The sequence below is a fragment of the Streptomyces sp. NPDC018026 genome (assembly GCF_044327745.1).
Taxonomy (GTDB): Bacteria; Actinomycetota; Actinomycetes; order Streptomycetales; family Streptomycetaceae; genus Streptomyces; species Streptomyces rubrogriseus.
In genome coordinates this window covers 100,548-127,175 of record NZ_JBIRFY010000016.1, presented here as the reverse complement: position 1 = coordinate 127,175, position 26,628 = coordinate 100,548, and the positions used below count along the sequence as shown (strand labels likewise).

Here is a 26,628-nt window from a genome sequence, read left to right as displayed (position 1 = left end):
CCACGCGCGCGTGGCGGTCGTCGGGTCCGTCACGGCGTCGCCGCCTTCGCGTCCGCCGCCACCGGGCGGGCGGGCGACGGCGGCGGGCGCAGCAGAGCGGCGGTCGCCCGGTCGCAGATCGTCCGTACCCGCTCCACGGGCAGGCCCAGCAGCGCGGCCGTCTGTTCCTCGGCGACGCCCTCGTACAGCCTCAGCACCAGGAGCAGGCGTTCCTGCGGGGCGAGCCCGATCAGGGGGCCCGCGGGTTGCCGACGGGTCCGGCCGAGAACGCCGTACCGGTGCCAGGCCTCCCGGGCGAAGCGCGTGGCCAGGTGCTGGCGGGCGCGGTCGTACGGGTCCTCCCCGTGCAGGTGGTCCCAGTCCGCGTACGTGTGGGCCAGGCTCAGCGCCAGCAGGCGCCGCGCGCGCGGGTTGGCGTCGGGGGCCTCGGCGGTGAGCAGCGTGGCGGCGTGCAGAAGCCGCCCGGCCGCGCCCGCGACGAACGCCTCGAACTCGCGGGCCCGGCGAGCATTTCGGGACGCATGCCGTTCTCGCACCGCGCCTCCCGCCCAGACGGCGACGACCCCTGAGGTCTCATATCAGGCCAGGGGCGGGCCGCCGGTCAAGGGTTCGGTGCCAACCCCGTTCCGGAAAGCTTCGGAAAGTTCTGGAAAGCTGGCGAACGCTCCGGAGAGGGCGTGCAGGGCCGTTCAGGAACCCGAGGGCGCGTCGCCGGGCGACACGCCGGACGGGGCCATACGGGCGGACAGGGCGCCGTTGAAGCGCGCGAGGAGCGCGCAGAACGTCTCGCGCTCCTGCGGCGCCCAGTCGTGGGTCAGCTCGGCCATGAGCTGACGCCGGGAGGAGCGGACCTCCTCCAGCCGCGTCACGCCGCGCGGCGACAGCTGGAGGACCACCGCGCGTCCGTCCTCGGGGTGCGAGGTCCGCTTGACGAGTCCGGTGTCGACGAGCGGGGCCACCTGCCGGGTGACCGTCGAGGAGTCGATCCCCATGCTCGCCGCGAGCGCCTTCACGCCCATCGGGCCTTCTTTGTCGAGGCGGTTGAGCAGCAGGTAGGCGGCGCGGTCCATGGAGTTGCGCACCTGTCCGACCCCGCCGAGCCGGGTCTGTTCGGCGCGTCGGGCGAAGAGCGCGACCTCGTGCTGGAGCGTCTCGAGAAGACCGGTGTCACCGGCGGTCGTCATGTCCATCGACATTTCAGGTGTTGTGGGCATGGCCGGGGGCTCACTTCGTGGAGGGCTGCTAATTGGGGGACAGGGTACGCGGCCGGGCGGCAAGGCGTACCGGCGCTGGGCAAAGCGGGTCTCGGAGCTTGGTCACAACGGCGCACGGCGCCCGTGGACTGCGATGCTGGAGGCTATGAGCTACAGCACTGCCCCCCGCGTCGCTCCCGTCACCCTCGACGACGTGCGCGGAGCCCAGAAGATGCTCTCGGGCGTGGCGCGGGTGACGGCCATGGAGGGCAGCAGGCACCTGTCCCAGCTGGTCGGCTCCCCGGTGCACCTCAAGTGCGAGAACCTCCAGCGGACGGGCTCGTTCAAGCTGCGCGGCGCCTATGTGCGGATCGCCGGGCTGCTGCCCGAGCAGCGGGCCGCGGGCGTGGTCGCGGCGAGCGCGGGCAACCACGCGCAGGGCGTCGCGCTGGCCTCGTCGCTCCTCGGTGTGCGCTCGACGGTGTTCATGCCGCAGGGGGCGCCGCTGCCGAAGATCAGCGCGACCCGGGACTACGGCGCCGAGGTGCGGCTGCACGGCCAGGTGGTGGACGAGACGCTGGCCGCCGCGCAGGAGTACGCGGAGCGGACCGGCGCGGTCTTCATCCACCCCTTCGACCACCCCGACGTCATCGCGGGCCAGGGCACGGTCGGGCTGGAGATCCTGGAGCAGTGCCCCGAGGTGCGGACCGTCGTGGTCGGCATCGGCGGGGGCGGGCTGGCGGCCGGGATCGCGGTCGCGGTGAAGGCGCTGCGGCCGGACGTGCGGATCGTCGGCGTGCAGGCGGAGGGCGCGGCCGCCTACCCGCCCTCGCTGGCCGCCGGGCGCCCGGTCGCCGTCGAGAACCCGGCGACGATGGCCGACGGGATCAAGGTGGGGCGGCCCGGCGACGTGCCGTTCGGGATCGTCGGCGAGCTGGTGGACGAGGTCCGCACGGTCTCCGAGGACGAGCTGTCCACCGCTCTGCTGCTGTGTCTGGAGCGGGCCAAGCTGGTCGTGGAACCGGCCGGGGCGAGCCCGGTGGCGGCGCTGCTGAGCGCGCCGGGCTCCTTCGAGGGTCCGGTGGTGGCGGTCCTGTCCGGCGGCAACGTGGACCCGGTGCTGATGCAGGGCGTGCTGCGGCACGGCATGGCCGCGCAGGGCCGCTACCTGGCGGTCCGGCTGCGGCTGACGGACCGGCCCGGCGCCCTGGCCACGCTGCTCGGGGTGTTGTCAGTGGTCGACGCTAACGTCCTCGATGTGAGCCACGTCCGAACCCATCCGCGGCTCGGGCTCACGGAGGCGGAGGTCGAACTGCACCTGGAGACGAAGGGTCCCGAGCACTGCACCGAGGTCGGCCGCGCGCTGCGGGAAGCGGGTTACACCGTCATCGCCTGAGCCCGGGCGGGGCGCCGGCAGCCACTTCGTCACTCGTTCGAGCAACTGCATTGTGAGACGCGATACATCGCGTTATGGTGTGTCGTAAATCGCTCGCTGAGCGCGGCGAAACGTACAAACCTAGGCTTTCCGAAGAATCCCCGACGACGTGGAGACTCATATGCCAGGCGCCATCTATGCCGAAGGCCTGGTGAAGACCTTCGGTGACGTAAGGGCTCTGGACGGCGTCGACCTCGACGTTCCCGAGGGCACGGTCCTGGGCCTGCTCGGGCCGAACGGCGCGGGCAAGACCACCGCCGTCCGCTGCCTCACGACCCTGCTGCGCCCCGACAGCGGCAAGGCGGTCGTCGCGGGCATCGACGTCCTCAGGCAGCCCAACGAGGTACGCCGTTCCATCGGCCTCTCCGGCCAGTTCGCCGCGGTCGACGAGTACCTGACCGGCCGCGAGAACCTGCACATGGTCGGCCAGCTCTACCAGATGAAGAGCAAGGCCGCGAAGGCGCGGGCCGCCGAGCTGCTCGACCAGTTCCACCTCTCGGACGCCGCCGACCGCCCCACCAAGACGTACTCGGGAGGCATGCGGCGCCGGCTCGACCTGGCGGCCGCCCTGGTCGTCTCCCCGCCCGTCATGTTCATGGACGAACCCACGACCGGCCTCGACCCGCGCAACCGGCAGGAGCTGTGGGAGGTCATCAAGCAGCTGGTCGCGGGCGGTACGACCCTCCTGCTCACCACGCAGTACCTGGAAGAGGCCGATCACCTCGCGCACGACATCGCGGTCGTCGACCACGGCCGCGTCATCGCCCGGGGCACCTCCGACCAGCTCAAGGCCCGCACCGGGGGAGAGCGCGTCGAGGTCGTGGTGCACGACCGCGGCCGCATAGCGACCGCCTCCGAGGTGCTCGCCGGATTCGGCAAGGGCTCGACCACGGTCGAGGAGCACACCCGCAAGCTGACCGTCCCCGTCACGGGCGGCGCGAAGCTGCTCGCCGAGGTCATCCGCGAGCTCGACGTCCGCGGTATCGAGATCGACGACATCGGCCTGCGCCGCCCCACCCTCGACGACGTCTTCCTCTCCCTCACCGGCCACGTGGCCGAGGTGGCGGACGAGGCGAACGGCTCGGCGGACGACGCCGACCACGAGCAGGAGAAGGAGACCGCCAAGTGAGCGCCGCCACCGACGCCGCGCCGGTCGCGGCGTCCACCCACCCCATCGGCCAGTCCGTCCGGGACTCGCTGGTCATCGCCCGCAGAAACCTGATCCGGATGACCCGGATCCCGGAGATGGTCCTGTTCGGGATCATCCAGCCGGTGATGTTCGTCATCCTCTTCACGTACGTCTTCGGCGGTTCCATCAAGGTCGGCAGCACCACCGACTCGGACGTCTACAAGGACTTCCTGATGGCGGGCATCTTCGCGCAGACCGTCACCTTCGCCACCGCCGGATCGGCGGCCGGTATCGCCGACGACATGCAGAAGGGACTCGTCGACCGCTTCCGGTCCCTGCCGATGGCGCGAGGCGCGGTGCTGACCGGGCGGACGGTCGCGGACCTGGTGCAGACGTCGATCACCCTGCTCGTCCTGGCGATCGTCGCGCTGCTCGTGGGCTGGCGTACCGGGTCGGCGGAGCCGACCAACATCGGGAGGGTGCTCGCGGGCTTCGGGCTGCTTCTGCTCCTGGGGTACGCCTTCACGTGGATCGGTGCCCTGATCGGCCTGTCCGTCCGGACGCCGGAGGCGGCGACCTCCGGAGGGATCATCTGGCTGTTCCCCGTCACCTTCGTGTCCAACGCCTTCGTCGACCCCACCCAGATGACGCCGTGGCTCCGCCATGTCGCCGAGTGGAACCCGTTCAGCGCGGTCGTCCAGGCGTGCCGTGAGCTGTTCGGGAACCCGGGCGTCGTGCAGTCGGACGCCTGGCCCATGCAGCACCCGGTCTGGGCGACGCTCACCTACTCGATCGTGATCGTCCTGATCTTCAGGACTCTGGCGGTGCGCAAGTACCGCAGAGCGGCCGGCTGACGGCGAAGTCGAGAGGGACGGCCAGTCGGCAAGACGGCAGGACGCCGACGAGCCCCCGGCGTCACGGGGACACCGGGGGCTCGTCGGCGCTGGGCTGCGGGTCAGCCGTTGTACGGCTCGGCCTTGAGGATCTTCACCGAGGCCGGCTTGCCGTTGGGCAGCTCGTACTGCGCGTCGTCGCCGACCTTGTGGCCGAGGACGCCCGAGCCGAGCGGGGACTGCGGCGAGTACGTCTCGATGTCCGAGCTCGCGTACTCGCGCGAGGCGAGCAGGAAGGTCAGCGTGTCGTCCTCGTCGCCGTCGAAGGCGATCGTGACGACCATGCCGGGCGCCACGACGCCGTCGGCGGCCGGGGCCTCGCCCACCTTGGCGCTCTCCAGCAGCTGGGTCAGCTGGCGCACGCGGAGCTCCTGCTTGCCCTGCTCCTCCTTCGCCGCGTGGTACCCGCCGTTCTCACGCAGGTCCCCCTCCTCGCGAGCCGCGGCGATCTTGGCAGAGATCTCGGTGCGCGCAGGACCAGTAAGGTATTCAAGCTCCTCCTTGAGCTTGTTGTACGCCTCCTGGGTCAGCCAGGTGACGTTCTCGCTGGTCTGGGTCACGGGTGCTCCTCGTTGGTACTGGGAATACAAATCAACGCCCTACCCAGAAGGATGTTCCTTCACGGAAGGGCGAAACCACGAGCCTAACAATTCAGTGGCCAAAGGGGGAGGACATAAGCCGCCAGATTCCTGTCACCGCAGGTCAGGTGGCAGGTATTGGCACCGGTGAGGCTCGCCCGGGGCTCGCCGGATCACTCCGGATGGCAGCCGAGCAGCTCGGCCGTCGTCCCGGCGGCCTTGGTCCGCAGCGTGACGACCTTGTCGATGCGGGTGTCGTCCCCGTCGAAGCGGAAGTCGGCCCGGCCCACCTCGTCGCCGTCCTCCGCCTGGGAGCGCACCGTGCAGTAGCCGGTGACGCCGGAGTCCTTGCGGACCTCCAGGTGCACCTGCACCGAGTCCTCGGCGAGCTCGAAGCCGATCAGCTCGCCGCTGATCTTGTTCTGACCGACGTAGTGGTAGCCGAACCAGCCGATCAGCGCGAGCAGGAGCGCGCCGAGCACGGCGCCGACGATCTTGAGCGTGCGGTCGGCCTGCTCGTCCGAGGAGCGGCCGTAGCGGCCCTGGGGAGTCCGCGTGCTCGCCGTACTCATGATCGTCCTCTCCGCGGGAGCGGGTCCGGGTTCTCGGGCCCCGGAATTATTCCGCTCCCGATTCGGTCACTATAGAAGCCTGCGATTGCGCCGCTGCACGCCGGGGCGCCGACTGACCGAGGATTGAGTCTTGACTGACCAGCTGCGACTGATGGCCGTTCACGCCCACCCCGACGACGAGTCGAGCAAGGGCGCGGCCACCATGGCGAAGTACGTGTCCGAGGGGGTGGACGTGCTGGTGGTGACCTGCACGGGCGGGGAGCGCGGCTCCATCCTCAACCCGAAGCTCCAGGGGGACGCGTACATCGAGGAGAACATCCACGAGGTGCGCAAGAAGGAGATGGACGAGGCCCGGGAGATCCTGGGCGTGGGGCAGGAGTGGCTCGGCTTCGTCGACTCCGGGCTGCCCGAGGGCGACCCGCTGCCGCCGCTGCCGGAGGGCTGCTTCGCCCTGGAGGACGTCGACAAGGCGGCCGGTGAGCTGGTGCGGAAGATCCGCTCCTTCCGGCCCCAGGTGATCACCACCTACGACGAGAACGGCGGCTACCCGCACCCCGACCACATCATGACCCACAAGATCACGATGGTGGCGTTCGAGGGCGCGGCGGACACCGAGAAGTACCCGGAGGCCGAGTACGGGACGGCGTACCAGCCGCTGAAGGTCTACTACAACCAGGGCTTCAACCGGCCCCGCACCGAGGCGCTGCACCACGCGCTGCTGGACCGCGGCCTGGAGTCGCCCTACGAGGACTGGCTCAAGCGCTGGTCGGAGTTCGAGCGCAAGGAGCGCACCCTCACCACGCACGTGCCCTGCGCGGACTTCTTCGAGATCCGCGACAAGGCGCTGATCGCGCACGCCACGCAGATCGACCCCGAGGGGGGCTGGTTCCGGGTGCCGATGGAGATCCAGAAGGAGGTCTGGCCGACCGAGGAGTACGAGCTGGCCAAGTCCCTCGTGGCAACCTCCCTCCCCGAGGACGACCTCTTCGCGGGCATCCGGGACAATGCCTGACATGAGTGCAAGCGCAAGCCTGGCAATGACGCACCTCGTCACCCTCGCCGAGCTCGACGAGGACAAGGTCACCCCCGGTGTCCTCGGCTTCATCGTCTTCGCGGTGATGGCCCTGGCGGTGTGGGGTCTGATGAAGTCCATGAACCGGCACATGGGCAAGGTGGACTTCAAGGAGCCGGCGGAGCAGGACGCCGCCGGCGGCCCCGAGGCGAAGCCCCAGCGGGGCTGACCCCGGTCGGCCGGCCCGAGGGCGGGCACGGCCCAAGGGCGGGCGGCCCCGGCCTCAGGCCGTGACCGCCACGCCCATCACCTCCCGCGCCTGGCGGCCCGGGACCATGCCCAGGCGCCAGGCCTGCCAGCCCGCCTCCAGCTGTACGCCGCGCTCCAGCAGGAGCTGGTAGGCGTCCACGTAGTCGTCCAGCTTGGTGTCACGGGCGGGATGGCGGGCGCGGGACAGCTGGGCCAGCTCCTCCTGCGCCACCGCCGTGCCGATCTCCACCCCGCCCGGGGCGGCGTAGGGCAGCAGCGTGCAGCGCAGGAAGCGGGCCCAGTCCTCGCCCCGCCGGTCGCCGTACCCGGCGAACAGCGCGGCGGCCTCGTCGCACAGGGCCAGCGCCTGCGGCGTACGGGCGTTGCCCGCGTCCACGACCGCCAGCTCCAGGCACGTCCACGCCTCGCCGTGCCCGACGCCGATGCGCTGGAAGTCGGCGCGCGCGTCGACCAGGAGCTGCCGGGCGAAGCCGGAGTTGCGCAGCGAGCCGGTCTGGGCGGCCCGCTGGTCCCGGGTGACCCGCGCCGAGTGGTGCCGGGCGCAGGCCAAGCCGTACACGTCCCGCATCCGGGAGAACATCGTGCGCGAGCGTTCCAGTGCGCGCACCGACTGGTCCAGGGCGCCCGTCTCCTCCAGCGCCTGGCCCAGGTAGTAGATGCTCCACGCCTTGCCGCGCGCGTCCGCGTTCTCCCGGTGCCGGGTCTCCGCCCGTCGCAGCCCCTCCACCGCCGCGGACACGTCCCCGTCCACCAGCCGGGCCCGCGCCAGCTGGGTCAGCGCCCAGGCCTCGCCGCGGGCGTCCTGGGTACGGCCGTACAGGTCGAGGGCCACCCGCAGGTCCGTCTCCGCCCCCGGCACGTCACCCATGCGCAGGTGCAGCTGGCCGAGCTGGAAGTGGGCCCACGCCTGGCCGTGCACCGACTCACCCGCGCGGTGCAGCACCAGTGACTCGGTGAGCAGCTCCAGCGCCTCGGCCAGCCGGGCCCGGTCGCGCTGCACCGCCGCCAGCGCGTGCAGCGTCCACGCCCGGTCCGTGGCCAGCTCCGGCGCGGCCTGGAGGTCCAGCGCCTCCTGGAGCTTGGCCGCCGCGTCGGTCAGGTTGCCCTGGTGGTGCAGTGTGATCCCCAGCGAGCACAGGGCCCGCGCCGCACCGGCGTCGTGGTGGGCGTCCCGGTACAGGTCGACCACGGACGCCAGCGTCGTGCGCGCCTTGTCCAGGTCGCCCAGCTGCCGCGCCGCGATACCGGTGCGCCACTGCACCGAGCGCACCAGCAGCCCCTGGTCCACGGACTGCGCCAGCTCGCTGATCTCACCCAGCCGGTACAGGTCGCCCCGCAGCAGGCAGTAGTCGCACAGCGCGCCCAGCAGGTTCAGCACCGCGCCCTGGTCGACGCCCTCCGCGTGCCTGAGCGCCGCCGTGATGAAGCTCGACTCGTCGTCCAGCCAGCGCAGCGCCTCGTCCACGGATGTGAAGCCGTACTGCCCGAACTGGTTGGAGCGGGTCGACATGTTGCCGTCGACCAGGCGCAGCACGGAGTCGGCCAGCTCGGCGTAGTTGGCGATGAGCCGTTCCTGCGCGGCCGTCCGCTCGCCGGGCTCCTCCTCGTCGGCGAGGCGGGCACGGGCGAAGGCGCGCACCACGTCGTGCAGGCGGTAGCGACTGCCCCGGACATGGTCGATCAGTCCCGCCCGCGACAGCGCCGCGAGCTGCCGGTTCGCCTCCGTCTCGTCCGTGGCCAGCAGCGCGGCCGCGGCCGCGGCACCCAGCGAGGTGCGCCCCGCCAGCGCCAGCCGGCGCAGCAGCCGCCGGGCGGGCTCCGACTGGTCGGTGTAGCGCAGCCACAGCGCCCGCTCGACCGGCTCCACCGGGCCGTAGGCGGCCAGGTCGGTCGCCAGCGCGCGCGGCGAGCGCGGGCCCAGCGACGACCCGGCGATCCGCAGCGCCAGCGGCAGCCCGCCGCACAGCTGCCGGATCTGCTCGCTGGACTCGGCGTCGTACGGCCCCGACGCGTCCTCGGCGGCGGAGCCCAGCAGCTCCTCCGCGCCCGCCGCGTCCAGCGCCTCCACGGGCAGGTCGTACACCCGGGCGGGCAGGTCGGGCGGGAGCCGCAGCGCCTGGCGCGCGGTGACCAGCACCAGGCTGTCCGACCGCTCCGGCACCAGCGTGCGCACCTGCTCGGGGTCCGAGGCGTCGTCGAGGACGACGGTGACCGGGACGCCCGTCAGATGCTGGTGGTACAGCTCGCTGAGCCGCTTGACCTGCTGGTCCGCGGAGGAGCGCTCCCGGAACAGCAGCTGCTCGCGCGGCGCCCCGAGCCGATTCAGCAGGTGCAGCAGGGCGTCCCGGGTGCTCAGCGGCGACTCCCCGCCCTCCACGGATCCGGCCGACCCCGGTCCGCCGGCTCCCGCGCCGCCCGCCCCGCCGCCGCCCGCCGCGGACCCGGACCCGGCCCCGCGCAGGTCGACCAGGCAGGCCCCGCGGAAGTAGTCCCGCAGCTCGTGGACGGCCCGGACCGCGAGCGTCGTACGGCCGCTGCCGGGCGCCCCGTGCAGCACCACCACCGTCGGTTTGGTCTCCGTGCTCGCGCGGGCCGCCTGCACCCACTGCCGCAGCCGTCCCATCTCCGCCCGACGGCCCGCGAACGCGCCCTCCGGTTCGGGCAGTTGGCCGAAAGACTGCTCCAGCGCGCTGCGTCCCCGGGCGGCCGCGCTCTTGTCCGCACCCCGCAGCTTCGGCCCGGTCTTGGCCGGCCCGGTGGACGCGGCGAGCATCCGCTGCTGGTCCAGGAACGGCCGGATGCCGCGCACCTCCAGCGCGGTGAGCCACTGCAGCCGCAGCTGCTCGGGCCCGCCGGGCTGGCTGACCGCCCCGGCCCGGTGGTGGGCGGCCGGCACATGCGCCCCGACCACCTTGACCACGGTCGCCGCCGCGCCGACGACCCCGACCGTCACGCCCGCGCCCACCGCGGTGCCGGTGCCGGTGCCCAGCGCCATGTCGGCCACCGCCGCGGCGACCGCGGCCACGGCGGCCACCAGCAGGGGAGTGCCGGCGCCCTCACGGGCGTAGCGCTGGCGGAAGGTGAGCTGCCCGGCCGCCGCCTCGTCGAGGGCGTGCGTGTAGGCCGAGTACTCCTCGCCGGCCGTCCCCGCCATCGCGTCCAGCGCCGCGCGGGCCCGGGAGAGCAGGACGTTCCCGTCCGTGCGTCCGCCCGAGCGCCGTACCTCCTCCTCCACGGCCCGCTTGAGCAGCCCTTCGGCCTCCGCCCGATGACTGTCCCGCATGTCGCGCCCCCTCCGGCGGCATCGGTGTCCTGCCGGGTCGCCCCGGGCGCCCCGGTGGCCCCAAGCGTCCCAGGGGCCTTCCGGCCCGTCCCCGGGTCCTTCCCCGGTTGTGCGTGGGTCAAGTGTCCTGCGACGAGGAGAACCTGGGGAGGGCTGATTCGCACCGGCCCGAGAAAACGACGAATTCCGCTCTTGACCCCCGGTGCCCCACCCACTAATTTGCGAGGGAAGCAGACCCATGACTACCGACAGGAGGCGACCGGCAGATGTACACCAACTCTGACCTGAGCCGCCTCGCCCGCCGCACGGTGTGGGTTTCGGGTCGGGTCGCGCACGGCTGCTGACACGCCGTTCCACTGTGCCCTCGCGCGGCACATTCCGGGTTTCTCCCTCACTTTCACCACGTCACGGCATGCCCTGTCGCGTGCCGATCTGCGCCGGCTATTTCTTGCGCGGCGCGCCCGAACACAGAAGGCTGCCCGAAATTGGCGAACATGATGAATCGACCTGTTCCGAATCGACCCGCCCCGCGTCGAAATGAAGGTCTGTCATGGTGACGGCACGGATCACCGTCAATGGAAAAGAAGCACCGATCGCACCGGCCGCCCCGCACACCACGGTGCTCGACTTCCTGCGCGAGCGCGGCCTCACCGGCACCAAGGAGGGCTGCGCGGAGGGCGAGTGCGGCGCCTGTTCGGTCCTGGTGGCCCGCCCGGGGGTGAACAAGCCCACCGACTGGGTGCCGGTCAACGCCTGCCTGGTCCCGGTCGCGGCGCTCGACGGACAGGAGGTCGTCACCTCCGAGGGCCTCGCCACCGTCGAGGCCCCCGGCACGCCGCCCGTCCTGCACCCGGTGCAGGAGGAGATGGCGGTCCGCGGCGGCTCCCAGTGCGGCTACTGCACGCCGGGCTTCGTCTGCAGCATGGCGGCCGAGTACTACCGGCCCGACCGCTGCGCCCACGGGGACCGGGGCGCGAACCCGAGCGGTGCCGACGGCGGCGACAACGGCGACAGCCGCGGCGGCGGCGACGCCGAGCACGGTCCGAACGGCTTCGACCTGCACGCGCTCAGCGGCAACCTGTGCCGCTGCACCGGCTACCGGCCGATCCGCGACGCCGCCTTCGCCGTCGGCACGCCCACCGACGAGGACCCGCTGGCCCGGCGCCGCGAGCAGGACCCGCCCGCGCCGGTCGCCACCGAATACCGCCAGGACGACAGCGCCTTCCTGCGCCGCGGCACCCTGGCCGAGACCCTGCGGCTGCTGCGCGAGCGGCCCGACGCGGTGGTGGTCGCGGGCAGCACCGACTGGGGCGTCGAGGTCAACATCCGCTCCCGGCGGGCCGATTGCGTGGTCGCCGTCGACTGGCTGCCCGAACTGCGCGAGCTGCGGGTGGAGTCCGACCATGTCGAGATCGGGGCGGCGCTCACGCTCACCGAGATCGAACGCCGCCTGGACGGCAGCGTCCCGCTGCTGGCGCAGCTGTTCCCGCAGTTCGCGTCCCGGCTGATCCGAAACGGCGCGACCCTCGGCGGCAACCTGGGCACCGGCTCGCCCATCGGCGACAGCCCGCCGGTGCTGCTCGCGCTGGAGGCGTCGCTGGTGCTCGCCGACGCCGACGGGGAGCGCGAGGTCCCGCTGGCCGACTACTTCACCGGCTACCGGCAGAGCGTGCGCCGTCCCGGCGAGCTGATCCGCGCCGTGCGCCTGCCGCTGCCGCTGTCGCCGGTCACCGCCTTCCACAAGATCGCCAAGCGGCGCTTCGACGACATCTCCAGCGTGGCGGTCGCCTTCGCGCTCGACGTCGAGGGCGGTACCGTCCGCAAGGCCCGCATCGGGCTCGGCGGCGTGGCCGCCACCCCGGTCCGCGCGCTCGCCACCGAGGCCGCCCTGGAGGGCCGGCCCTGGACCACCGGGACCGCCGAGGCCGCGGCCGAGGTGCTGCGGGGCGAGGGCACGCCGATGAGCGACCACCGGGCCAGCGCCGGCTACCGGGCCGCGATGCTCGGCCAGAGCCTGCTGAAGCTGCACGCACAGACCACCGAGGCGGTGCCGTCATGAGCCACCTGTCCGAGCGTCCCGAGAAGCCCGTCGTCGGCCTCTCCATGCCGCACGAGAGTGCCGTCCAGCACGTCACCGGTGCCGCGCTGTACACCGACGACCTGGTCCAGCGCACCAAGGACGTGCTGCACGCCTACCCCGTCCAGGTGATGAAGGCCCACGGCCGGGTCACCGCGGTACGCACCGAGGCCGCTCTCGCGGTGCCCGGCGTCGTACGGGTGCTGACCGGCGCCGACGTGCCCGGCGTCAACGACGCCGGCATGAAGCACGACGAACCGCTCTTCCCCGACGAGGTCATGTTCCACGGCCACGCGGTCGCCTGGGTGCTCGGCGAGACGCTGGAGGCGGCCAGGACCGGCGCGGCGGCCGTGGAGGTGGACATCGAGGAACTGCCCTCCCTGATCACGCTCCAGGACGCCATCGCGGCGGACAGCTACCACGGCGCCCGGCCGGTCATGACGCACGGCGACGTCGACGCGGGCTTCGCCGACTCGGCCCACGTGTTCACCGGCGAGTTCCAGTTCTCCGGCCAGGAGCACTTCTACCTGGAGACCCACGCGGCCCTCGCCCAGGTCGACGAGAACGGGCAGGTGTTCATCCAGAGCAGCACCCAGCACCCGTCCGAGACCCAGGAGATCGTCTCGCACGTGCTCGGGGTGCCCGCCCACGAGGTGACCGTGCAGTGTCTGCGGATGGGCGGCGGCTTCGGCGGCAAGGAGATGCAGCCGCACGGGTTCGCTGCCGTCGCCGCGCTCGGGGCCAGGCTGACCGGCCGCCCGGTGCGGTTCCGGCTGAACCGCACCCAGGACCTGACCATGTCCGGCAAGCGGCACGGGTTCCACGCCACCTGGCGGATCGGCTTCGACGCCGAGGGCCGCATCCAGGCCCTCGACGCCACGCTCACCGCGGACGGCGGCTGGAGCCTGGACCTGTCCGAGCCGGTGCTCGCCCGGGCACTGTGCCACATCGACAACACCTACTGGATCCCCAACGCCCGTGTCGCCGGGCGCATCGCGAAGACCAACACGGTCTCCAACACCGCCTTCCGCGGCTTCGGCGGACCCCAGGGCATGCTGGTGATCGAGGACATCCTGGGCCGCTGCGCGCCCCGGCTCGGCGTGGACGCCAAGGAGCTGCGGGAACGCAACTTCTACCGGCCGGGCCAGGGCCAGACGACCCCGTACGGTCAGCCGGTCACCCAGCCCGAGCGGATCGCCGCCGTCTGGCAGCAGGTCCAGGACAAGGCGGGCTTCGCCGACCGCGAGCGCGAGATCGCCGCCTTCAACGCCGCGCACCCGCACACCAAACGGGCCCTCGCGATCACCGGCGTGAAGTTCGGCATCTCGTTCAACCTCACCGCCTTCAACCAGGGCGGCGCGCTGGTGCTGATCTACAAGGACGGCTCCGTCCTGATCAACCACGGCGGCACCGAGATGGGCCAGGGCCTGCACACCAAGATGCTCCAGGTGGCCGCGACCACGCTGGGCATCCCGCTGCACAAGGTGCGCCTCGCCCCGACCCGGACCGACAAGGTGCCCAACACCTCCGCCACCGCGGCCAGTTCCGGGGCCGACCTGAACGGCGGGGCGGTGAAGAACGCCTGCGAGCAACTGCGCGAACGGCTGCTGCGGGTGGCCGCCTCGCAGCTCGGCACGAACGCCTCCGACGTGCGCATCGTCGAGGGCGTCGCGCGCACCCTGGGCAGCGACCGGGAGCTGGCCTGGGACGACCTGGTGCGCACCGCGTACTTCCAGCGGGTCCAGCTCTCCGCGGCCGGCTACTACCGGACCGAGGGGCTGCACTGGGACGCCCAGACGTTCCGGGGGTCGCCGTTCAAGTACTTCGCCATCGGCGCCGCCGCGACCGAGGTGGAGGTGGACGGCTTCACCGGCGCCTACCGCATCCGCCGGGTGGACATCGTGCACGACGTCGGCGACAGCCTGTCCCCGCTGATCGACATCGGCCAGGTCGAGGGCGGTTTCGTGCAGGGCGCGGGCTGGCTGACCCTGGAGGACCTGCGCTGGGACACCGGTGACGGCCCGCACCGGGGCCGGCTGCTGACCCAGGCCGCCAGCACGTACAAGCTGCCGAGCTTCTCGGAGATGCCCGAGGAGTTCAACGTCACCCTCCTGGAGAACGCCACCGAGGAAGGGGCGGTGTTCGGCTCCAAGGCGGTGGGTGAACCCCCGCTGATGCTGGCGTTCTCGGTGCGCGAGGCGCTGCGGCAGGCGGCCGCCGCGTTCGGGCCGAGGGGGACGGCCGTCGAGCTGGCCTCGCCCGCCACACCGGAGGCGGTGTACTGGGCGATCGAGTCGGCCCGCCAGGGCGGCACCGCGGGGAACGGCCGCACTCACGGCGCGGCGGCATCCGACGACGACGGCGCGGTCCGCACCGGCGTGGAAGCGCTGAGCGGTGCCTGACATGACCTGGATCGCCGCGGTCGCGCGGTTGCGGGCCCGCCGGGAGCCCGGCGTGCTGGTGACCGTCGCGACCGTGCGCGGCCACGCCCCCCGGGACGCCGGTGCCAAACTCGTCGTGGGGCGGACCGGGACCTGGGGCTCGATCGGCGGCGGCAACGTCGAGGCCGTCGCCGTCGACCGGGCCCGGGAGATGATCGCCGCCGCCGCACCGGAGCCGGAGATGCTGGACTTCGCCCTCAACGACAAGGTGACCAACCGGCACGGCGTGCAGTGCTGCGGCGGCACCGTCGCCGTGCTGCTCGAACCGCTGCCGGTGGTCCGGGCGGTGGCGGTCTTCGGCGTCGGGCACGTCGGTCTGGAACTGGCGCGCATCCTGGCCCGTCAGGACCTCGACCTCCACCTGATCGACAGCCGCGCCGAGCTCCTGGCCGAGGAGCGGCTCGGCGTGCTGGCGGACTCGGTGGCGCAGGTGCACACGCACCACACGCCGCTGCTGCCGGAGGAGGTGCTGGCCGAGCTGCCGCCCGGCACCCACGTCCTGATCATGACCCACGACCACGCCGAGGACGCCGCCCTGTGCGACGCCGCTCTGCGCACGGACCATCTGGGGTCCGTCGGACTGATCGGCTCGGCGGCCAAGTGGGCACGGTTCCGCAAGCGCCTCGCCGACGAGGGCGGCCACGACGACGCCGCCATCGACCGGATCAAGACCCCGATCGGGCTGGCCGACATCACCGGCAAGGAACCCGCGACGATCGCCGTGAGCGTGGCGGCCGACCTGCTGCGCGCCTTCGAGGCCGACGGGGACTGACCCCTCCAGGGCCTTCCAGGGCCCTCGCGGGCCCTTGTGGGAATCTACGAAGCGCCGGTCGCAGCCTGCCCGTAGTTCATGTATTCGGCCCCTGGCCGGGTCTCGTCGGCGAGCTGTGTACTGCTCCTACGCATCCTCCCCGTGACGCGCACCGGCCCGCACGCCGTACTCCAGCACGCCGCCCGCCCAAGAAGGAGCACGCATGACGACCGACACCCTCGAAACCGGCATCCGCGAGTTCGAGCGCGCCTGGATGGACAAGGCCATCGAGCTGGCCACCACCAGCGTCCGCGACGGCGGCGGCCCCTTCGGTGCCCTGATCGCCAGGGGCGGCGACATCGTCGCCCTCGGCAACAACCAGGTCACCGCCGGCCTCGACCCCACCGCGCACGCCGAGGTCAGCGCCATCCGAGCCGCCTGCAAGACGCTCGACACGTTCAGCCTGGAGGGCTGCACCCTCGTCACGTCCTGCGAGCCCTGCCCGATGTGCCTCTCCTCGGCCCTGTGGGCCCGTGTCGACCGCCTGGTCTTCTCCGCCGACCGCCACGACGCCGCCGTGGCCGGCTTCGACGACCGCAAGTTCTACGACCTGTTCGAGAAGCGGCCCCAGGCGAACTGGCCCATGACCGTGGAGCACCTCGACCTGCCCCACCGCACCCAGCCCTTCGACGCCTGGATCGCCAAGACCGACCGCGTCGACTACTGAGCACAAGCCCTTCCGGCCGCCCCGTCCGTACGTCCACACCCGTGGCGTATGCGCGGGGCGGCGGCGCGTGCGCGAGGATGGACGCATGCCCAACCGACTTGCGCAGGCGACGTCCCCCTACCTCCTCCAGCACGCGGAGAACCCGGTCGACTGGTGGCCGTGGGAGGCCGAGGCGTTCGAAGAAGCCCGGCGGCGCGGCGTCCCCGTCCTGCTGAGCGTCGGCTACAGCGCGTGCCACTGGTGCCACGTCATGGCGCACGAGTCGTTCGAGGACGGGCCCACCGCCGAGTACCTCAACTCGCACTTCGTGAGCGTCAAGGTCGACCGCGAGGAGCGCCCCGACGTCGACGCCGTCTACATGGAGGCCGTGCAGGCGGCCACCGGTCAGGGCGGCTGGCCCATGACCGTGTTCCTCACGCCCGACGCGGAGCCCTTCTACTTCGGCACCTACTTCCCGCCCGAGCCCCGGCACGGCATGCCCTCCTTCCGCCAGGTGCTCCAGGGCGTCCAGCAGGCGTGGGCCGAGCGGCGCGACGAGGTCGACGAGGTCGCCGGGAAGATCGTGCGGGACCTCGCCGGGCGGGAGATCTCCTACGGCGACGCCGAGGCGCCCGGCGAGGAGCAGCTCGGGCAGGCGCTGCTCGGGCTCACCCGGGAGTACGACGCGCAGCGCGGCGGGTTCGGCGGGGCGCCGAAGTTCCCGCCGTCCATGGTGATCGAGTTCCTGCTGCGCCACCACGCCCGCACCGGCGCCGAGGGCGCGCTCCAGATGGCGGCCGACACCTGCGAGCGGATGGCCCGCGGCGGCATCTACGACCAGCTGGGCGGCGGCTTCGCCCGCTACTCCGTGGACCGCGAGTGGGTCGTGCCGCACTTCGAGAAGATGCTGTACGACAACGCGCTGCTGTGCCGCGTGTACGCCCACCTGTGGCGGGCCACCGGCTCGGACCTGGCCCGCCGGGTCGCGCTGGAGACCGCCGACTTCATGGTGCGGGAACTGCGCACCGCAGAGGGCGGGTTCGCCTCCGCGCTGGACGCCGACAGCGACGACGGGACGGGCAAGCACGTCGAGGGCGCGTACTACGTGTGGACGCCCGCGCAGCTCACCGAGGTCCTCGGCGCCGAGGACGCGGAACTGGCCGCGCAGTACTTCGGCGTGACCGAGGAGGGCACCTTCGAGCACGGCGCCTCGGTGCTGCAACTGCCGCAGCAGGAGGGCGTGTTCGATGCCGCGCGGATCGCGTCGGTCCGGGAGCGGCTGCTGGCCGCGCGGGACGGACGCCCCGCACCGGGCCGGGACGACAAGGTGGTCGCCGCCTGGAACGGCCTGGCGATCGCCGCGCTCGCCGAGACCGGCGCCTACTTCGAACGCCCCGACCTGGTCGAGGCCGCGGTCGCCGCCGCCGACCTGCTGGTGCGCCTGCACCTGGACGAGCAGGTCCGGCTCACCCGCACCAGCAAGGACGGCCGGGCCGGAGCCAACGCCGGGGTGCTGGAGGACTACGCCGACGTGGCCGAGGGCTTCCTCGCGCTGGCCTCGGTCACCGGGGAGGGCGTCTGGCTGGACTTCGCCGGTTTCCTGCTCGACCACGTACTGGTCCGCTTCACGGACGAGTCCGGCTCGCTGTACGACACCGCGGCCGACGCCGAGCAGTTGATCCGCCGCCCGCAGGACCCCACCGACAACGCCACGCCCTCCGGCTGGAGCGCCGCCGCGGGCGCCCTGCTGTCGTACGCCGCGCACACCGGCTCCGCACCCCACCGCGCCGCCGCCGAACGCGCCCTCGGCGTGGTGAAGGCGCTCGGCCCGCGCGTCCCGCGCTTCATCGGCTGGGGGCTGGCGGCCGCCGAGGCGCTGCTCGACGGCCCCCGGGAAGTCGCCGTCGTCGCACCGGCGCCGGCCGACGCCGCCGCACGCGGGCTGCACCGTACGGCACTGCTGGGAACGGCGCCCGGAGCGGTCGTGGCCTTCGGTACCGAGGGGAGCGACGAGTTCCCGCTGCTCGCCGACCGGCCCCTGGTGGGCGGGGCACCGGCCGCCTACGTCTGCCGGAACTTCACCTGCGACGCGCCGACCACCGACCCGGAGCGGCTGCGTGCGGCGCTGGGCGTCGCCCCGAGCAGCTGAGACGGCGCGCACCGGTCCGGCCCGCCCGGGGCGTCAGGCGCCGGCGAGGATCAGCGCGCCCAGCGTGAGCTGCGTGCCCCACTGCAGGGCCACGGCCCCGCACCTGGCGGGCGCCCACCGGGCGCGGGGCCAGGCCAGGGCCAGTGCGCCCAGTGCGGCGGAGGCCCAGAAGCAGGCCCACAGGGCGTCGCCGGGCACGCGCGAGCACTGCTCGCCGTACGTCAGGCAGCGGCTGCCGCGCTCGGAGGCGAGCACGGCGATCCACGCGAGGACGACGGTCGGCGGGAGCAGGACGAGTCCGGCCACGGCGCCGGTGGTCAGGGCGCGGGCGGAGAGCCGCGCGTGGGTGAGCTGCGCGGCGGGGGGCCGGGAGGCGGTGGTCATGCCGACCATCACACCCTGCGGCCCGGCCGCCGGTGATCGGCCGAACTGCTCAACCGCCCTGAGTACTCCTGCTCACGGCACGCTCCACGATCGCCTCCAGCTGCTCGTGGTGCGCGCCCCGCCAGTAGGCGCGGCCGCACGCGGTGCACTGGGCGAAGACGTCGTACGACCGCTGCGTGCCGCCCTTGAGCTGCTCCGCCACCTCGTCCTTGGTGGCCGCCCTGAGCAGTCCGTTGCAGGCGGTGCACCGCGTCCAGGGGCTGAGTGCGGGCCGGAACCGGTCCAGGACCTCCTGGAGCTGCTCCTCGGGGCGGGTGCTGTAGACGTAGGCGCCGGCCCACAGCTCGCGGCGGCGCAGCAGTCCGCGGTCCCGGCTGAGCAGGACCCGCTTCTCGGCCGCCGACAGCGCGGCGAGCGCCGGGTCGCCGAGGTCCGTCGACTCGTACGCCGTGTCCACGCCGAGCAGCCGCAGCCGGCGGGCGAGGGTGCCGAGGTGCACGTCGAGCAGGAACCGCAGGGGGGCGCCGGGAACCAGCTGGGGATGCCGGACGGGCCGTACGCGCACCGACTCGCCGCCCGCCGGGATGTGGCCGGGCGGGACCTCGCGGCCGTCGACGAGCAGGGCGCCGACCTCGGTCAGCGGGACCCCGAGGGACTCGACGAGATGGCCGAGGGTGGAGACGCCGTCGGTGGCCGCGCGGGCGGCGCCGGTGGGGCGGGCGCGCGGGACGAACAGGTGCAGCTCGGGGGCGAACTCGACGTGGATCTCGGGACCGTTCACCCGGTCAGGATGCCACGGGGGACGGGCTCGGGCCTCAGCCTTTTCCCGGGCCAGGCCGGGCGCCTTCCCGCAGGGCGGGCAGCCCGTTCTCCAGGGCGTCCAGGGCGCGGTCGACCAGCTCGGTCAGGCTCTCCTCGTGGTCGTGCTCGGCCCAGTACCTGGAGACCTCCATCCAGCATGCGCGCACGTACCGCGGGTGCCTCGGCCGGCAGCCGGGTCAGCTCGGCCTCCTCATCGGGACCTAGGTCGAGGGCCTTGCGCAGCACGTGCCGCAGGGAGTCCGACCACGGTTCCCCCGCGGGCCGGGCGGCGAGTTCCGCGGCCATGACCGGGTCGTACTCGTCCGTGAGGACGATGTCCTCCTTGGTCGGGGCCCGGCCGCGGGGCCTCGGCGGGGGAGGGGGCGGAACGCGCGGCGGTCATGGGGATGATTGTCGGCCACCCGACAGCCGGGTGGCGACGGTGCGACGACGACCGGCGGCGGCTAGTACGCGACCAGCGAGATCCCCACGTAGTGCGCGATGAAGGCGGCCAGCGTGAAGGAGTGGAACACCTCGTGGAAGCCGAACCAGCGCGGTGACGGGTTGGGGCGCTTGAGGCCGTAGATCACGCCGCCCGCGCTGTAGAGCAGGCCGCCGACGATCACCAGGACGAGGACGGCGATGCCGCCGGCCCGCATGAACTCGGGCAGGTAGAAGACGGCCGCCCAGCCCATGGCGAGGTAGCAGGGGGTGTAGAGCCAGCGTGGGGCGCCGACCCAGAAGACGCGGAAGACGATGCCGGCCGCGGCGGCCGCCCAGATGCCCCACAGCAGCCACTCGCCCTTGGCGCCGGGCAGCAGCAGCATCGTGAGCGGGGTGTAGGTGCCCGCGATGATCAGGAAGATGTTGGCGTGGTCGAGGCGGCGCAGTACGCCGTCCATGCGCGGGCTCCAGTTGCCCCGGTGGTAGAGCGCGCTGACGCCGAACAGCAGGCAGGCCGTCAGGACGTAGACGCCGCAGGCTATGCGGCCCTCGGGCGACTCGGCGAGGGCGGTGAGCACCAGACCGGCGATCAGGACGGCGGGGAACATGCCGAGGTGCAGCCAGCCGCGCAGCTTCGGCTTGACCGGATGCGGGAGGGGGAGCGCTACAGGCCCGCGGCCGCCGGCCGGCAGGTCCCTGGGCGCGTCGGGGACGGACGCAGTCATGGGCGCATCGTACCTACGGTTCCGTAAGTTACGTATCAGTACGGACGTATGACGAACGGCGAGTGGCCATCGTCTCACGGGCGACCCGGCGGGGCATCCCCGGTCTCGCGGCGTGGCGATCCTCACGCCGCTCAGTTGTGACGCCCTCTGGACAGATGGGCGCTCAGGTCGGATGATCAAATGAGTGCGGTCGACACCGGATGAGCGCCCACGAGGCACACGTCACGCATCCGGGTCGCAGCCCCCACGGGGCCTCCAACAAAAAACCCCTCATTTAGGAGCAATCGTGGCGCGCGACATCGCGGCTCCCCCCGTCCCCACCAACCACCAGGAACTGATCTCGTGGGTCAACGAGATCGCCGAACTGACCCAGCCGGACGCAGTGGTCTGGTGCGACGGATCCGAGGCCGAGTACGAGCGCCTGTGCGGGGAGCTCGTCGAGAAGGGCACCTTCCGCAAACTCGACCCGATCAAGCGCCCCAACTCCTACTACGCGGCCTCCGACCCCACCGACGTCGCGCGCGTCGAGGACCGGACCTTCATCTGCTCCGCCAAGGAGGAGGACGCCGGTCCGACCAACCACTGGAAGGACCCCGCCGAGATGCGGGAGATCTTCACGGGTACCGGCGGCGAGGGCGGCCTGTTCCGCGGCTCCATGCGCGGCCGGACCATGTACGTCGTGCCCTTCTGCATGGGCCCCCTCGGCTCCCCGCTCTCCGCGCTCGGCGTCGAGATCACCGACTCCGCGTACGTCGCCGCCTCCATGCGCACCATGACCCGCATGGGACAGCCGGTCCTGGACGAGCTGGGCGAGACGGGCTTCTTCGTCAAGGCCGTGCACTCCGTCGGCGCCCCGCTCGCCGAGGGCGAGGCGGACGTCCCGTGGCCGTGCAACAGCACCAAGTACATCTCGCACTTCCCCGAGGACCGCGAGATCTGGTCCTACGGCTCCGGCTACGGCGGCAACGCCCTGCTCGGCAAGAAGTGCTACGCCCTGCGCATCGCCTCCGTCATGGCCCGCGACGAGGGCTGGCTCGCCGAGCACATGCTGGTGCTGAAGCTGACCCCGCCCACCGGCGCGGCCAAGTACGTCGCCGCCGCCTTCCCGTCGGCCTGCGGCAAGACCAACCTCGCCATGCTGGAGCCCACGATCTCCGGCTGGACCGTGGAGACCATCGGCGACGACATCGCCTGGATGCGCTTCGGCGAGGACGGCCGCCTGTACGCCATCAACCCCGAGGCCGGCTTCTTCGGCGTCGCCCCCGGCACCGGTGAGCACACCAACGCCAACGCGATGAAGACCCTCTGGGGCAACTCGGTCTTCACCAACGTCGCCCTGACCGACGACGGCGACGTGTGGTGGGAGGGCATGACCGAGGAGACCCCGGCCCACCTCACCGACTGGAAGGGCAACGACTGGACGCCCGAGTCCGGGACGCCCGCCGCGCACCCCAACGCCCGTTTCACCACGCCCGCCGCGCAGTGCCCGATCATCGCGCCGGAGTGGGAGGACCCCAGGGGCGTGCCGATCTCGGCGATCCTCTTCGGCGGGCGCCGGGCCACCGCCGTTCCGCTGGTCACCGAGTCGTTCGACTGGAACCACGGCGTCTTCCTCGGCGCCAACGTGGCCTCCGAGAAGACCGCCGCCGCCGAGGGCAAGGTCGGCGAGCTGCGCCGCGACCCCTTCGCCATGCTGCCGTTCTGCGGCTACAACATGGGCGACTACATGGGGCACTGGGTCGACGTGGCCAAGGACAAGGACCAGTCCAAGCTGCCGAAGATCTACTACGTCAACTGGTTCCGCAAGGACGACGACGGCAGGTTCGTCTGGCCCGGCTTCGGCGAGAACGGCCGCGTCCTGAAGTGGATCGTGGAGCGCCTGGAGGGCACGGCGGACGGCGTCGAGACCCCGATCGGCGTGCTGCCGACCAAGGAGTCCCTTGACACCGAAGGCCTCGACCTCGCCGACGCCGACCTGGAGTTCCTGCTCGGCGTCGACAAGGAGGTGTGGCGCGAGGAGGCGGCGCTCGTCCCCGAGCACCTGAACACCTTCGGCGACCATACGCCCGCCGAGCTGTGGGACCAGTACCGGGCGCTGGTGCGGCGCCTGGGCTGAGCTCCGTCCCCACCCAGCACCGTCCCCACCCAGCTCCGTCCCCACCCAGCTCCGTGGCCGGTCCGACTAGCCCTGACCCGCGAAGTCGTCACGAAGGCCGGTCACGTAGGGGGTCTCCCCGCGCTCCAGTAGCTCTTCGTACCCCGGAGCGCGGGGAAGCCCCGCTCGGGCCGGGTCCCCGCACAACGGCGTGCGACGGACCCGGCCCTTCGGCATGCGACGGACCCCCGGCCCTCCGGCGTGCGACGATCCGGGGCCTCCGGCCGGCCGGTCAGTCCTCCGAGCGGTCCGAGAGGTACCGCGTGTGCGACTCCTGGCGCCGGACCTCGGCGTCCCGCAGCCGCTCCGTCAGCCGTTCCGCCTCCTCCCGCAGCAGTGCCAACTGCCGCTCCAGATGCCGCTCCGGCGGCTCGTGCCCCGGCGCCATCCGCGTCCACCAGCGGGTCCGCACGTAGGCGTCCACCGCTTCCGGCACGTCCCGCCGCACCGCCCGGGACACCGTGTGCAGACCGTCCGGGTCGGCCGCCAGCACCTCGGCGACCCAGCCGGGCTCCAGCAGCGCGGCCAGCAGCCCGGTCAGTTCGGCCAGCCGCTCCCCGGCGTCCGGCGGCAGCTCCACGTCCGCCAGATAACCGCGCAGCCGCCCGAAGTCGCCGCGCACCTCCTCCAGCTGGGCCGACGGCTCCGGGAAGCCGGGCGGTGCGGCCCGCTCCGGCGGGGCGAGCAGCGCACCGGCGCCGTACAGTCCCGCGACGACCACCGGCCAGTACGGCCCCGCCACGCCGGTGAAGGTCAGCACCACGCCCGCCAGCCCGCAGGCACTGCCGGCCAGGTTCTTGCGGGACTCCAGGTAGGCGACGACCCGGCCGCCGCCCCTACTGGTAGCCACGGATCTCCTCGAAGGCGCCGTCCAGGGACCCCTTCTGCGCGTCGAAGAGCCGGCCGCCGGTGAGTTCGGCGATGTGCGTCAGCTCGGCGCGGTCGGAGTCGCCGAACAGGATGGGGAACACCGGGATCTCCTGCCGCTCCCCGTTCAGCGAGGCGTAGAAGCGGTCGAACCCGGCCGCGTCGGTGCCGGTGGTGTTCTCGCCGTCCGTCATCAGCACGATCGACGTGAACGCGTCCCGCCCGCCGGCGAGATGGCCGTACGCCTTCTCCAGCGAGGTGTAGACCGCCGTGTCGCCCTCGGCGGTCAGGCGCGCGGTGTCCCGGCGGATGCCCTCGAGACCGGAGCCGGGGTCGGCGGGGTCCACCACATGGGTCGCCACCCGCTTCACGTCCGAGCCGAACGGCATCAGCGTCACCTCCTCGCGGTCGCGGAAGTCCCCGGTGAGTGCGGTGAGCGCGGTCTTCAGCCGTGCCAGCCGCTCGCCCGCCATCGAGCCGGACGTGTCGAGGACGTACACCGTGCGGGACGGGCGGCGCAGCTCGTTCTCGTACGCGTCGAGCAGGCCGTCGGCGACGGAGCGCGAGCCGGGGGAGGGCAGTTCGCGCCGCCGGCCCGTGTCCAGGCCGGTGGCGGGCGGCACGGAGGTGAGGACCGGGCGGCGGTGCGTGGTGCGGGTGATCTCCCGCTGGATCTCCGGCGTGCGCAGCGCCTCGGCGAGCCGCCGGACGTCGTCGCGGGTGGCCTCGTCCGTGGACGCGAGGGTGGAGAGCGGGTAGTCGGCGGTGAGCACGCCGTCGGTGGGGCGGATCACGGTGAGGCCCGGGATGCCCATGAGGACCGACTCGTAGTTCAGCAGCGCGTCCACGTTCCCGCGCCGCTCGTACGCCGCCGCCAGCCAGCCCGACGAACCCGAGGTCAGCTGCTGCCCGGTGAAGAACTCCCGCAGCCTGGGCGTCGCCTTGGCCACGTCGGCGTCGGTGAGCGCGGACTGGGCGCCGGAGAGCGCGGAGGCGACCGAGACGAGGGTGGCGAAGCCGGAGTTGGAGCGCGCCGGGTCGGTCATGCCGTAGGTGAGCTTCCCGTCGGTGACGGCCTGCTCCACCTGGGACCAGGTGACCGACCCGGGCCGCCAGTCCAGCCGCCGCACGGTGGCGTCCTTGACCCCGATCGCGACCGGGCTGGCCATCACCGGAGTCTCGGAGACGATCCGCTCCGCCGCCTCGGGGCGCAGCCGCAGCGAGTCGTTGGAGGACAGCCACACGGCGTCGTACCGCCCGTCCGTCGTGCCCTTCGCCAGCAGGTCCACGGCGTCCAGGGTGCCGATGGGGGTGAGCCGGACGGTGAGGCCGGTGTCCTCGCGGACCCGGTCGAGCACCGGCTTCATGTCGCTCAGTTCGCTGGAGGCCAGGACGCGCAGGGTGCCGGGCCCGGCGCTGCCCGGGACTCCGGGAGTCGGTGCCCCGTCCGGCCCGCGCCCGTCCTCCCGCGTGGTGCAGGCGGTGAGGAGGGCGAGCGCGGTGAGGCAGAGGGCGAGGACGCGTCTCATGCGAGGCCCCCGTCCCGGGAGGCGTCCAGGGCGCCCCGTGACCGGCTGCGCTCCAGATACGCGTTGGCGTGCCGCAGTTCACCGGTCAGGGACTCCACGGTCGCCGCCATCGCCTCCGTGGCCTGCGCCTTGTAGGAGTCGATGGTGTCGAGGGTGCGGTAGATCTGCTGGAAGGCGGCGCGCAGGGTCTCCACGCCCACCGCGGGGTCGGCGGCGATGCGCTGGATCTCCCCGCTCTGGGTGGCGAGCATCTCCGCGTTGCCCCGGATCAGGTCCTCCGTCGTCCCGCGCAAGGCGTCGACCTGCTCGATCACCTTCTTCTGGTGATCGAGCGCGGTGGTCAGCATCACGGAGATCCGCAGGGCCGACACCGTGGTCGTGGCCGCCCGGTCGACGCCCTTGACCAGCTCCTCGTTGGCCCGGCGCACGACGTCCATCGCGAGGTAGCCCTGGGCGCACACCGCGAGCTGGGTGAGCAGGTCCTGGTGCTTCTGCCGGACCGGGAAGAGGACGTCGGCGCGCAGGGCGTCGGCGGCCTGCGGATCGCCCGGCTCGACCCCGGCGACGTGCTCCTGCACGGCCGCGTCGAGGGCCTCGGTGAGCACGACGTACTCCTGGAGCTTGCCCATGGTCTCCCACAGCCGGACCCGCTCGGTCTGCAACGCCGCGTTGTCGCGCCGCAGTTCGTCCTGCCCGCCGCGCAGTGAGCCGACGATCCGGTTCAGGGTGTTCTGGGCGGAGGCGTACTTGGCGACGTGGTCGCGCAGCCGGTTGCCGCCGGGCAGCCGCGAAAGGAGCTTGCGGCCCTTCGACGCGGGCAGGTCGCGCGGGTCCAGGTCCTCCACCACGCGCCGCAGCTCCACCAGGGAGCCCGCCACCCGGGTCTGGGCGTCGCCGCCCTTGTCGGGCAGGCTGCGCACCGTGCGTTCCAGCATGCGGTTGGACTGCGCGGCCGCGGTGCGCATCTCGGCGGCGCCCAGGCCGGTGATCTCGCCGACCTTGCCGGCGAACTCGGGCGAGCGGGCGTCCAGCGCGGCGAGTCCGTCCACGTAGGCGGCGGCCTTGCGCGCCATGTCGGCGCGGGCCGCCTCGTCGAGGGGCACGAGACCGCCGGCCCGCTCCCGCGGTACGGGGGCGACGGGCTCGGGCGGGGTGAGAGTGAGCGTGAGGTCGTGGTCGGTGCCGTTCACGTGGCCGAATCCCCCTGTGGGCCGATGGAGTTCCGCTGCTGGTC

At 72.6% G+C, this 26,628-nt stretch carries 23 protein-coding genes; 11 read left to right on the top strand and 12 right to left on the bottom strand.

Going from position 1 to position 26,628, the window contains the following annotated elements; genetic code table 11:
- Positions 1-29: 29 nt before the first annotated feature.
- The gene (locus tag ACH4D3_RS35100) at positions 30-536 is read right to left on the bottom strand and encodes a sigma factor-like helix-turn-helix DNA-binding protein (RefSeq protein WP_398330924.1); all 507 of its coding nucleotides are present in this window, start codon (positions 534-536) and stop codon (positions 30-32) included.
- 153 nt (positions 537-689) lie between these two features.
- The gene (locus tag ACH4D3_RS35095; protein WP_398331044.1) at positions 690-1,196 is read right to left on the bottom strand and encodes a MarR family winged helix-turn-helix transcriptional regulator; all 507 of its coding nucleotides are present in this window, start codon (positions 1,194-1,196) and stop codon (positions 690-692) included.
- A gap of 163 nt (positions 1,197-1,359) precedes the next feature.
- On the opposite strand from ACH4D3_RS35095, the gene ilvA reads away from it, so the two are divergent.
- From ilvA to ACH4D3_RS35080, 3 genes are all read left to right on the top strand, one after another.
- Positions 1,360-2,589, top strand: coding sequence for a threonine ammonia-lyase (gene ilvA, locus ACH4D3_RS35090; RefSeq protein ID WP_398330922.1), 1,230 nt, complete (start codon positions 1,360-1,362; stop codon positions 2,587-2,589).
- Positions 2,590-2,749: 160 nt separating this feature from the next.
- Entirely contained in the window at positions 2,750-3,757 is a 1,008-nt protein-coding gene (locus tag ACH4D3_RS35085; protein ID WP_398330919.1) for an ATP-binding cassette domain-containing protein, read from the top strand.
- Complete coding sequence (locus tag ACH4D3_RS35080) at positions 3,754-4,611, top strand: ABC transporter permease (protein ID WP_398330916.1); 858 nt, start codon at positions 3,754-3,756, stop codon at positions 4,609-4,611. Before ACH4D3_RS35085 ends, ACH4D3_RS35080 begins: the two co-directional genes overlap by 4 nt.
- Positions 4,612-4,712: 101 nt before the next feature.
- Here the strand turns inward: ACH4D3_RS35080 and greA are convergent, their stop codons facing one another.
- Positions 4,713-5,210: a transcription elongation factor GreA gene (greA, locus tag ACH4D3_RS35075; RefSeq protein ID WP_115743918.1), complete on the bottom strand. Its 498-nt coding sequence runs from the start codon at positions 5,208-5,210 to the stop codon at positions 4,713-4,715.
- Between the two features lie 191 nt (positions 5,211-5,401).
- Positions 5,402-5,800: a DUF4307 domain-containing protein gene (locus ACH4D3_RS35070; protein ID WP_398330913.1), complete on the bottom strand. Its 399-nt coding sequence runs from the start codon at positions 5,798-5,800 to the stop codon at positions 5,402-5,404.
- A gap of 151 nt (positions 5,801-5,951) precedes the next feature.
- Here ACH4D3_RS35070 and mca point away from each other — a divergent pair, with 151 nt between their 5' ends.
- Positions 5,952-6,812 carry a mycothiol conjugate amidase Mca gene (gene mca / locus ACH4D3_RS35065; RefSeq protein WP_398331041.1) on the top strand — a complete coding sequence of 287 codons (861 nt, stop codon included), beginning with the start codon at positions 5,952-5,954 and terminating at the stop codon, positions 6,810-6,812.
- Positions 6,805-7,041, top strand: a complete 237-nt coding sequence (locus ACH4D3_RS35060) for a hypothetical protein (protein ID WP_398330910.1) — start codon at positions 6,805-6,807, stop codon at positions 7,039-7,041. Before mca ends, ACH4D3_RS35060 begins: the two co-directional genes overlap by 8 nt.
- 54 nt (positions 7,042-7,095) lie before the next feature.
- Here the strand turns inward: ACH4D3_RS35060 and ACH4D3_RS35055 are convergent, their stop codons facing one another.
- Positions 7,096-10,365: a tetratricopeptide repeat protein gene (locus ACH4D3_RS35055; RefSeq protein WP_398330908.1), complete on the bottom strand. Its 3,270-nt coding sequence runs from the start codon at positions 10,363-10,365 to the stop codon at positions 7,096-7,098.
- Positions 10,366-10,915: 550 nt separating this feature from the next.
- Here ACH4D3_RS35055 and ACH4D3_RS35050 point away from each other — a divergent pair.
- The 5 genes from ACH4D3_RS35050 (at position 10,916) to ACH4D3_RS35030 (ending at position 18,489) form a co-directional block, all read left to right on the top strand.
- A complete protein-coding gene (locus ACH4D3_RS35050) occupies positions 10,916-12,424 on the top strand; it encodes a xanthine dehydrogenase small subunit (protein ID WP_398330905.1) in 1,509 nt (502 codons plus the stop codon).
- Complete coding sequence (gene xdhB / locus ACH4D3_RS35045) at positions 12,421-14,844, top strand: xanthine dehydrogenase molybdopterin binding subunit (RefSeq protein WP_398330902.1); 2,424 nt, start codon at positions 12,421-12,423, stop codon at positions 14,842-14,844. Before ACH4D3_RS35050 ends, xdhB begins: the two co-directional genes overlap by 4 nt.
- Position 14,845: 1 nt before the next feature.
- The gene (gene xdhC, locus ACH4D3_RS35040) at positions 14,846-15,655 is read left to right on the top strand and encodes a xanthine dehydrogenase accessory protein XdhC (RefSeq protein ID WP_398330899.1); all 810 of its coding nucleotides are present in this window, start codon (positions 14,846-14,848) and stop codon (positions 15,653-15,655) included.
- Between the two features lie 202 nt (positions 15,656-15,857).
- The gene (locus ACH4D3_RS35035; RefSeq protein WP_398330896.1) at positions 15,858-16,361 is read left to right on the top strand and encodes a nucleoside deaminase; all 504 of its coding nucleotides are present in this window, start codon (positions 15,858-15,860) and stop codon (positions 16,359-16,361) included.
- Positions 16,362-16,446: 85 nt separating this feature from the next.
- Positions 16,447-18,489 carry a thioredoxin domain-containing protein gene (locus ACH4D3_RS35030; RefSeq protein WP_398330893.1) on the top strand — a complete coding sequence of 681 codons (2,043 nt, stop codon included), beginning with the start codon at positions 16,447-16,449 and terminating at the stop codon, positions 18,487-18,489.
- Between the two features lie 33 nt (positions 18,490-18,522).
- On the opposite strand, the gene ACH4D3_RS35025 is transcribed toward ACH4D3_RS35030, so the two are convergent.
- The 4 genes from ACH4D3_RS35025 to ACH4D3_RS35010 all read right to left on the bottom strand — a co-directional run bounded on the left by ACH4D3_RS35025 (position 18,523) and on the right by ACH4D3_RS35010 (position 20,843).
- Positions 18,523-18,873, bottom strand: coding sequence for a hypothetical protein (locus tag ACH4D3_RS35025; protein WP_398330890.1), 351 nt, complete (start codon positions 18,871-18,873; stop codon positions 18,523-18,525).
- A gap of 49 nt (positions 18,874-18,922) precedes the next feature.
- Entirely contained in the window at positions 18,923-19,654 is a 732-nt protein-coding gene (locus tag ACH4D3_RS35020) for a Mut7-C RNAse domain-containing protein (RefSeq protein ID WP_398330887.1), read from the bottom strand.
- A 34-nt stretch (positions 19,655-19,688) separates the two neighbouring features.
- A complete protein-coding gene (locus ACH4D3_RS35015) occupies positions 19,689-19,841 on the bottom strand; it encodes a hypothetical protein (RefSeq protein WP_398330884.1) in 153 nt (50 codons plus the stop codon).
- Positions 19,842-20,138: 297 nt separating this feature from the next.
- The gene (locus ACH4D3_RS35010) at positions 20,139-20,843 is read right to left on the bottom strand and encodes a hemolysin III family protein (RefSeq protein WP_398330881.1); all 705 of its coding nucleotides are present in this window, start codon (positions 20,841-20,843) and stop codon (positions 20,139-20,141) included.
- 286 nt (positions 20,844-21,129) lie between these two features.
- Here ACH4D3_RS35010 and ACH4D3_RS35005 point away from each other — a divergent pair, with 286 nt between their 5' ends.
- A complete protein-coding gene (locus ACH4D3_RS35005; protein WP_398330878.1) occupies positions 21,130-22,959 on the top strand; it encodes a phosphoenolpyruvate carboxykinase (GTP) in 1,830 nt (609 codons plus the stop codon).
- 271 nt (positions 22,960-23,230) lie between these two features.
- On the opposite strand, the gene ACH4D3_RS35000 is transcribed toward ACH4D3_RS35005, so the two are convergent.
- Genes ACH4D3_RS35000 through ACH4D3_RS34990 form a run of 3 tightly spaced genes read right to left on the bottom strand, consistent with a single transcriptional unit; the run spans position 23,231 to position 26,584 of the window.
- Complete coding sequence (locus ACH4D3_RS35000) at positions 23,231-23,848, bottom strand: hypothetical protein (RefSeq protein WP_398330875.1); 618 nt, start codon at positions 23,846-23,848, stop codon at positions 23,231-23,233.
- The gene (locus tag ACH4D3_RS34995; RefSeq protein ID WP_398330872.1) at positions 23,835-25,394 is read right to left on the bottom strand and encodes a substrate-binding domain-containing protein; all 1,560 of its coding nucleotides are present in this window, start codon (positions 25,392-25,394) and stop codon (positions 23,835-23,837) included. Before ACH4D3_RS34995 ends, ACH4D3_RS35000 begins: the two co-directional genes overlap by 14 nt.
- Entirely contained in the window at positions 25,391-26,584 is a 1,194-nt protein-coding gene (locus ACH4D3_RS34990) for a toxic anion resistance protein (RefSeq protein ID WP_398330869.1), read from the bottom strand. The genes ACH4D3_RS34995 and ACH4D3_RS34990 overlap by 4 nt, the downstream gene beginning before the upstream one ends.
- Positions 26,585-26,628 lie beyond the last annotated feature (44 nt).

Coding starts and splice junctions, on each gene's coding strand:
- mca (WP_398331041.1), top strand. CDS start 5,952: ATGGCCGTTCACGCCCACCCCGACGACGAGTCGAGCAAGGGCGCGGCC.
- ACH4D3_RS35025 (WP_398330890.1), bottom strand. CDS start 18,873: ATGACCACCGCCTCCCGGCCCCCCGCCGCGCAGCTCACCCACGCGCGG.
- ACH4D3_RS35050 (WP_398330905.1), top strand. CDS start 10,916: ATGGTGACGGCACGGATCACCGTCAATGGAAAAGAAGCACCGATCGCA.
- ACH4D3_RS35030 (WP_398330893.1), top strand. CDS start 16,447: ATGCCCAACCGACTTGCGCAGGCGACGTCCCCCTACCTCCTCCAGCAC.
- ACH4D3_RS35060 (WP_398330910.1), top strand. CDS start 6,805: ATGCCTGACATGAGTGCAAGCGCAAGCCTGGCAATGACGCACCTCGTC.
- ilvA (WP_398330922.1), top strand. CDS start 1,360: ATGAGCTACAGCACTGCCCCCCGCGTCGCTCCCGTCACCCTCGACGAC.
- ACH4D3_RS35085 (WP_398330919.1), top strand. CDS start 2,750: ATGCCAGGCGCCATCTATGCCGAAGGCCTGGTGAAGACCTTCGGTGAC.
- xdhB (WP_398330902.1), top strand. CDS start 12,421: ATGAGCCACCTGTCCGAGCGTCCCGAGAAGCCCGTCGTCGGCCTCTCC.
- ACH4D3_RS35055 (WP_398330908.1), bottom strand. CDS start 10,365: ATGCGGGACAGTCATCGGGCGGAGGCCGAAGGGCTGCTCAAGCGGGCC.
- xdhC (WP_398330899.1), top strand. CDS start 14,846: ATGACCTGGATCGCCGCGGTCGCGCGGTTGCGGGCCCGCCGGGAGCCC.
- ACH4D3_RS35070 (WP_398330913.1), bottom strand. CDS start 5,800: ATGAGTACGGCGAGCACGCGGACTCCCCAGGGCCGCTACGGCCGCTCC.
- ACH4D3_RS35010 (WP_398330881.1), bottom strand. CDS start 20,843: ATGACTGCGTCCGTCCCCGACGCGCCCAGGGACCTGCCGGCCGGCGGC.
- ACH4D3_RS34995 (WP_398330872.1), bottom strand. CDS start 25,394: ATGAGACGCGTCCTCGCCCTCTGCCTCACCGCGCTCGCCCTCCTCACC.
- ACH4D3_RS35095 (WP_398331044.1), bottom strand. CDS start 1,196: ATGTCGATGGACATGACGACCGCCGGTGACACCGGTCTTCTCGAGACG.
- ACH4D3_RS35035 (WP_398330896.1), top strand. CDS start 15,858: ATGACGACCGACACCCTCGAAACCGGCATCCGCGAGTTCGAGCGCGCC.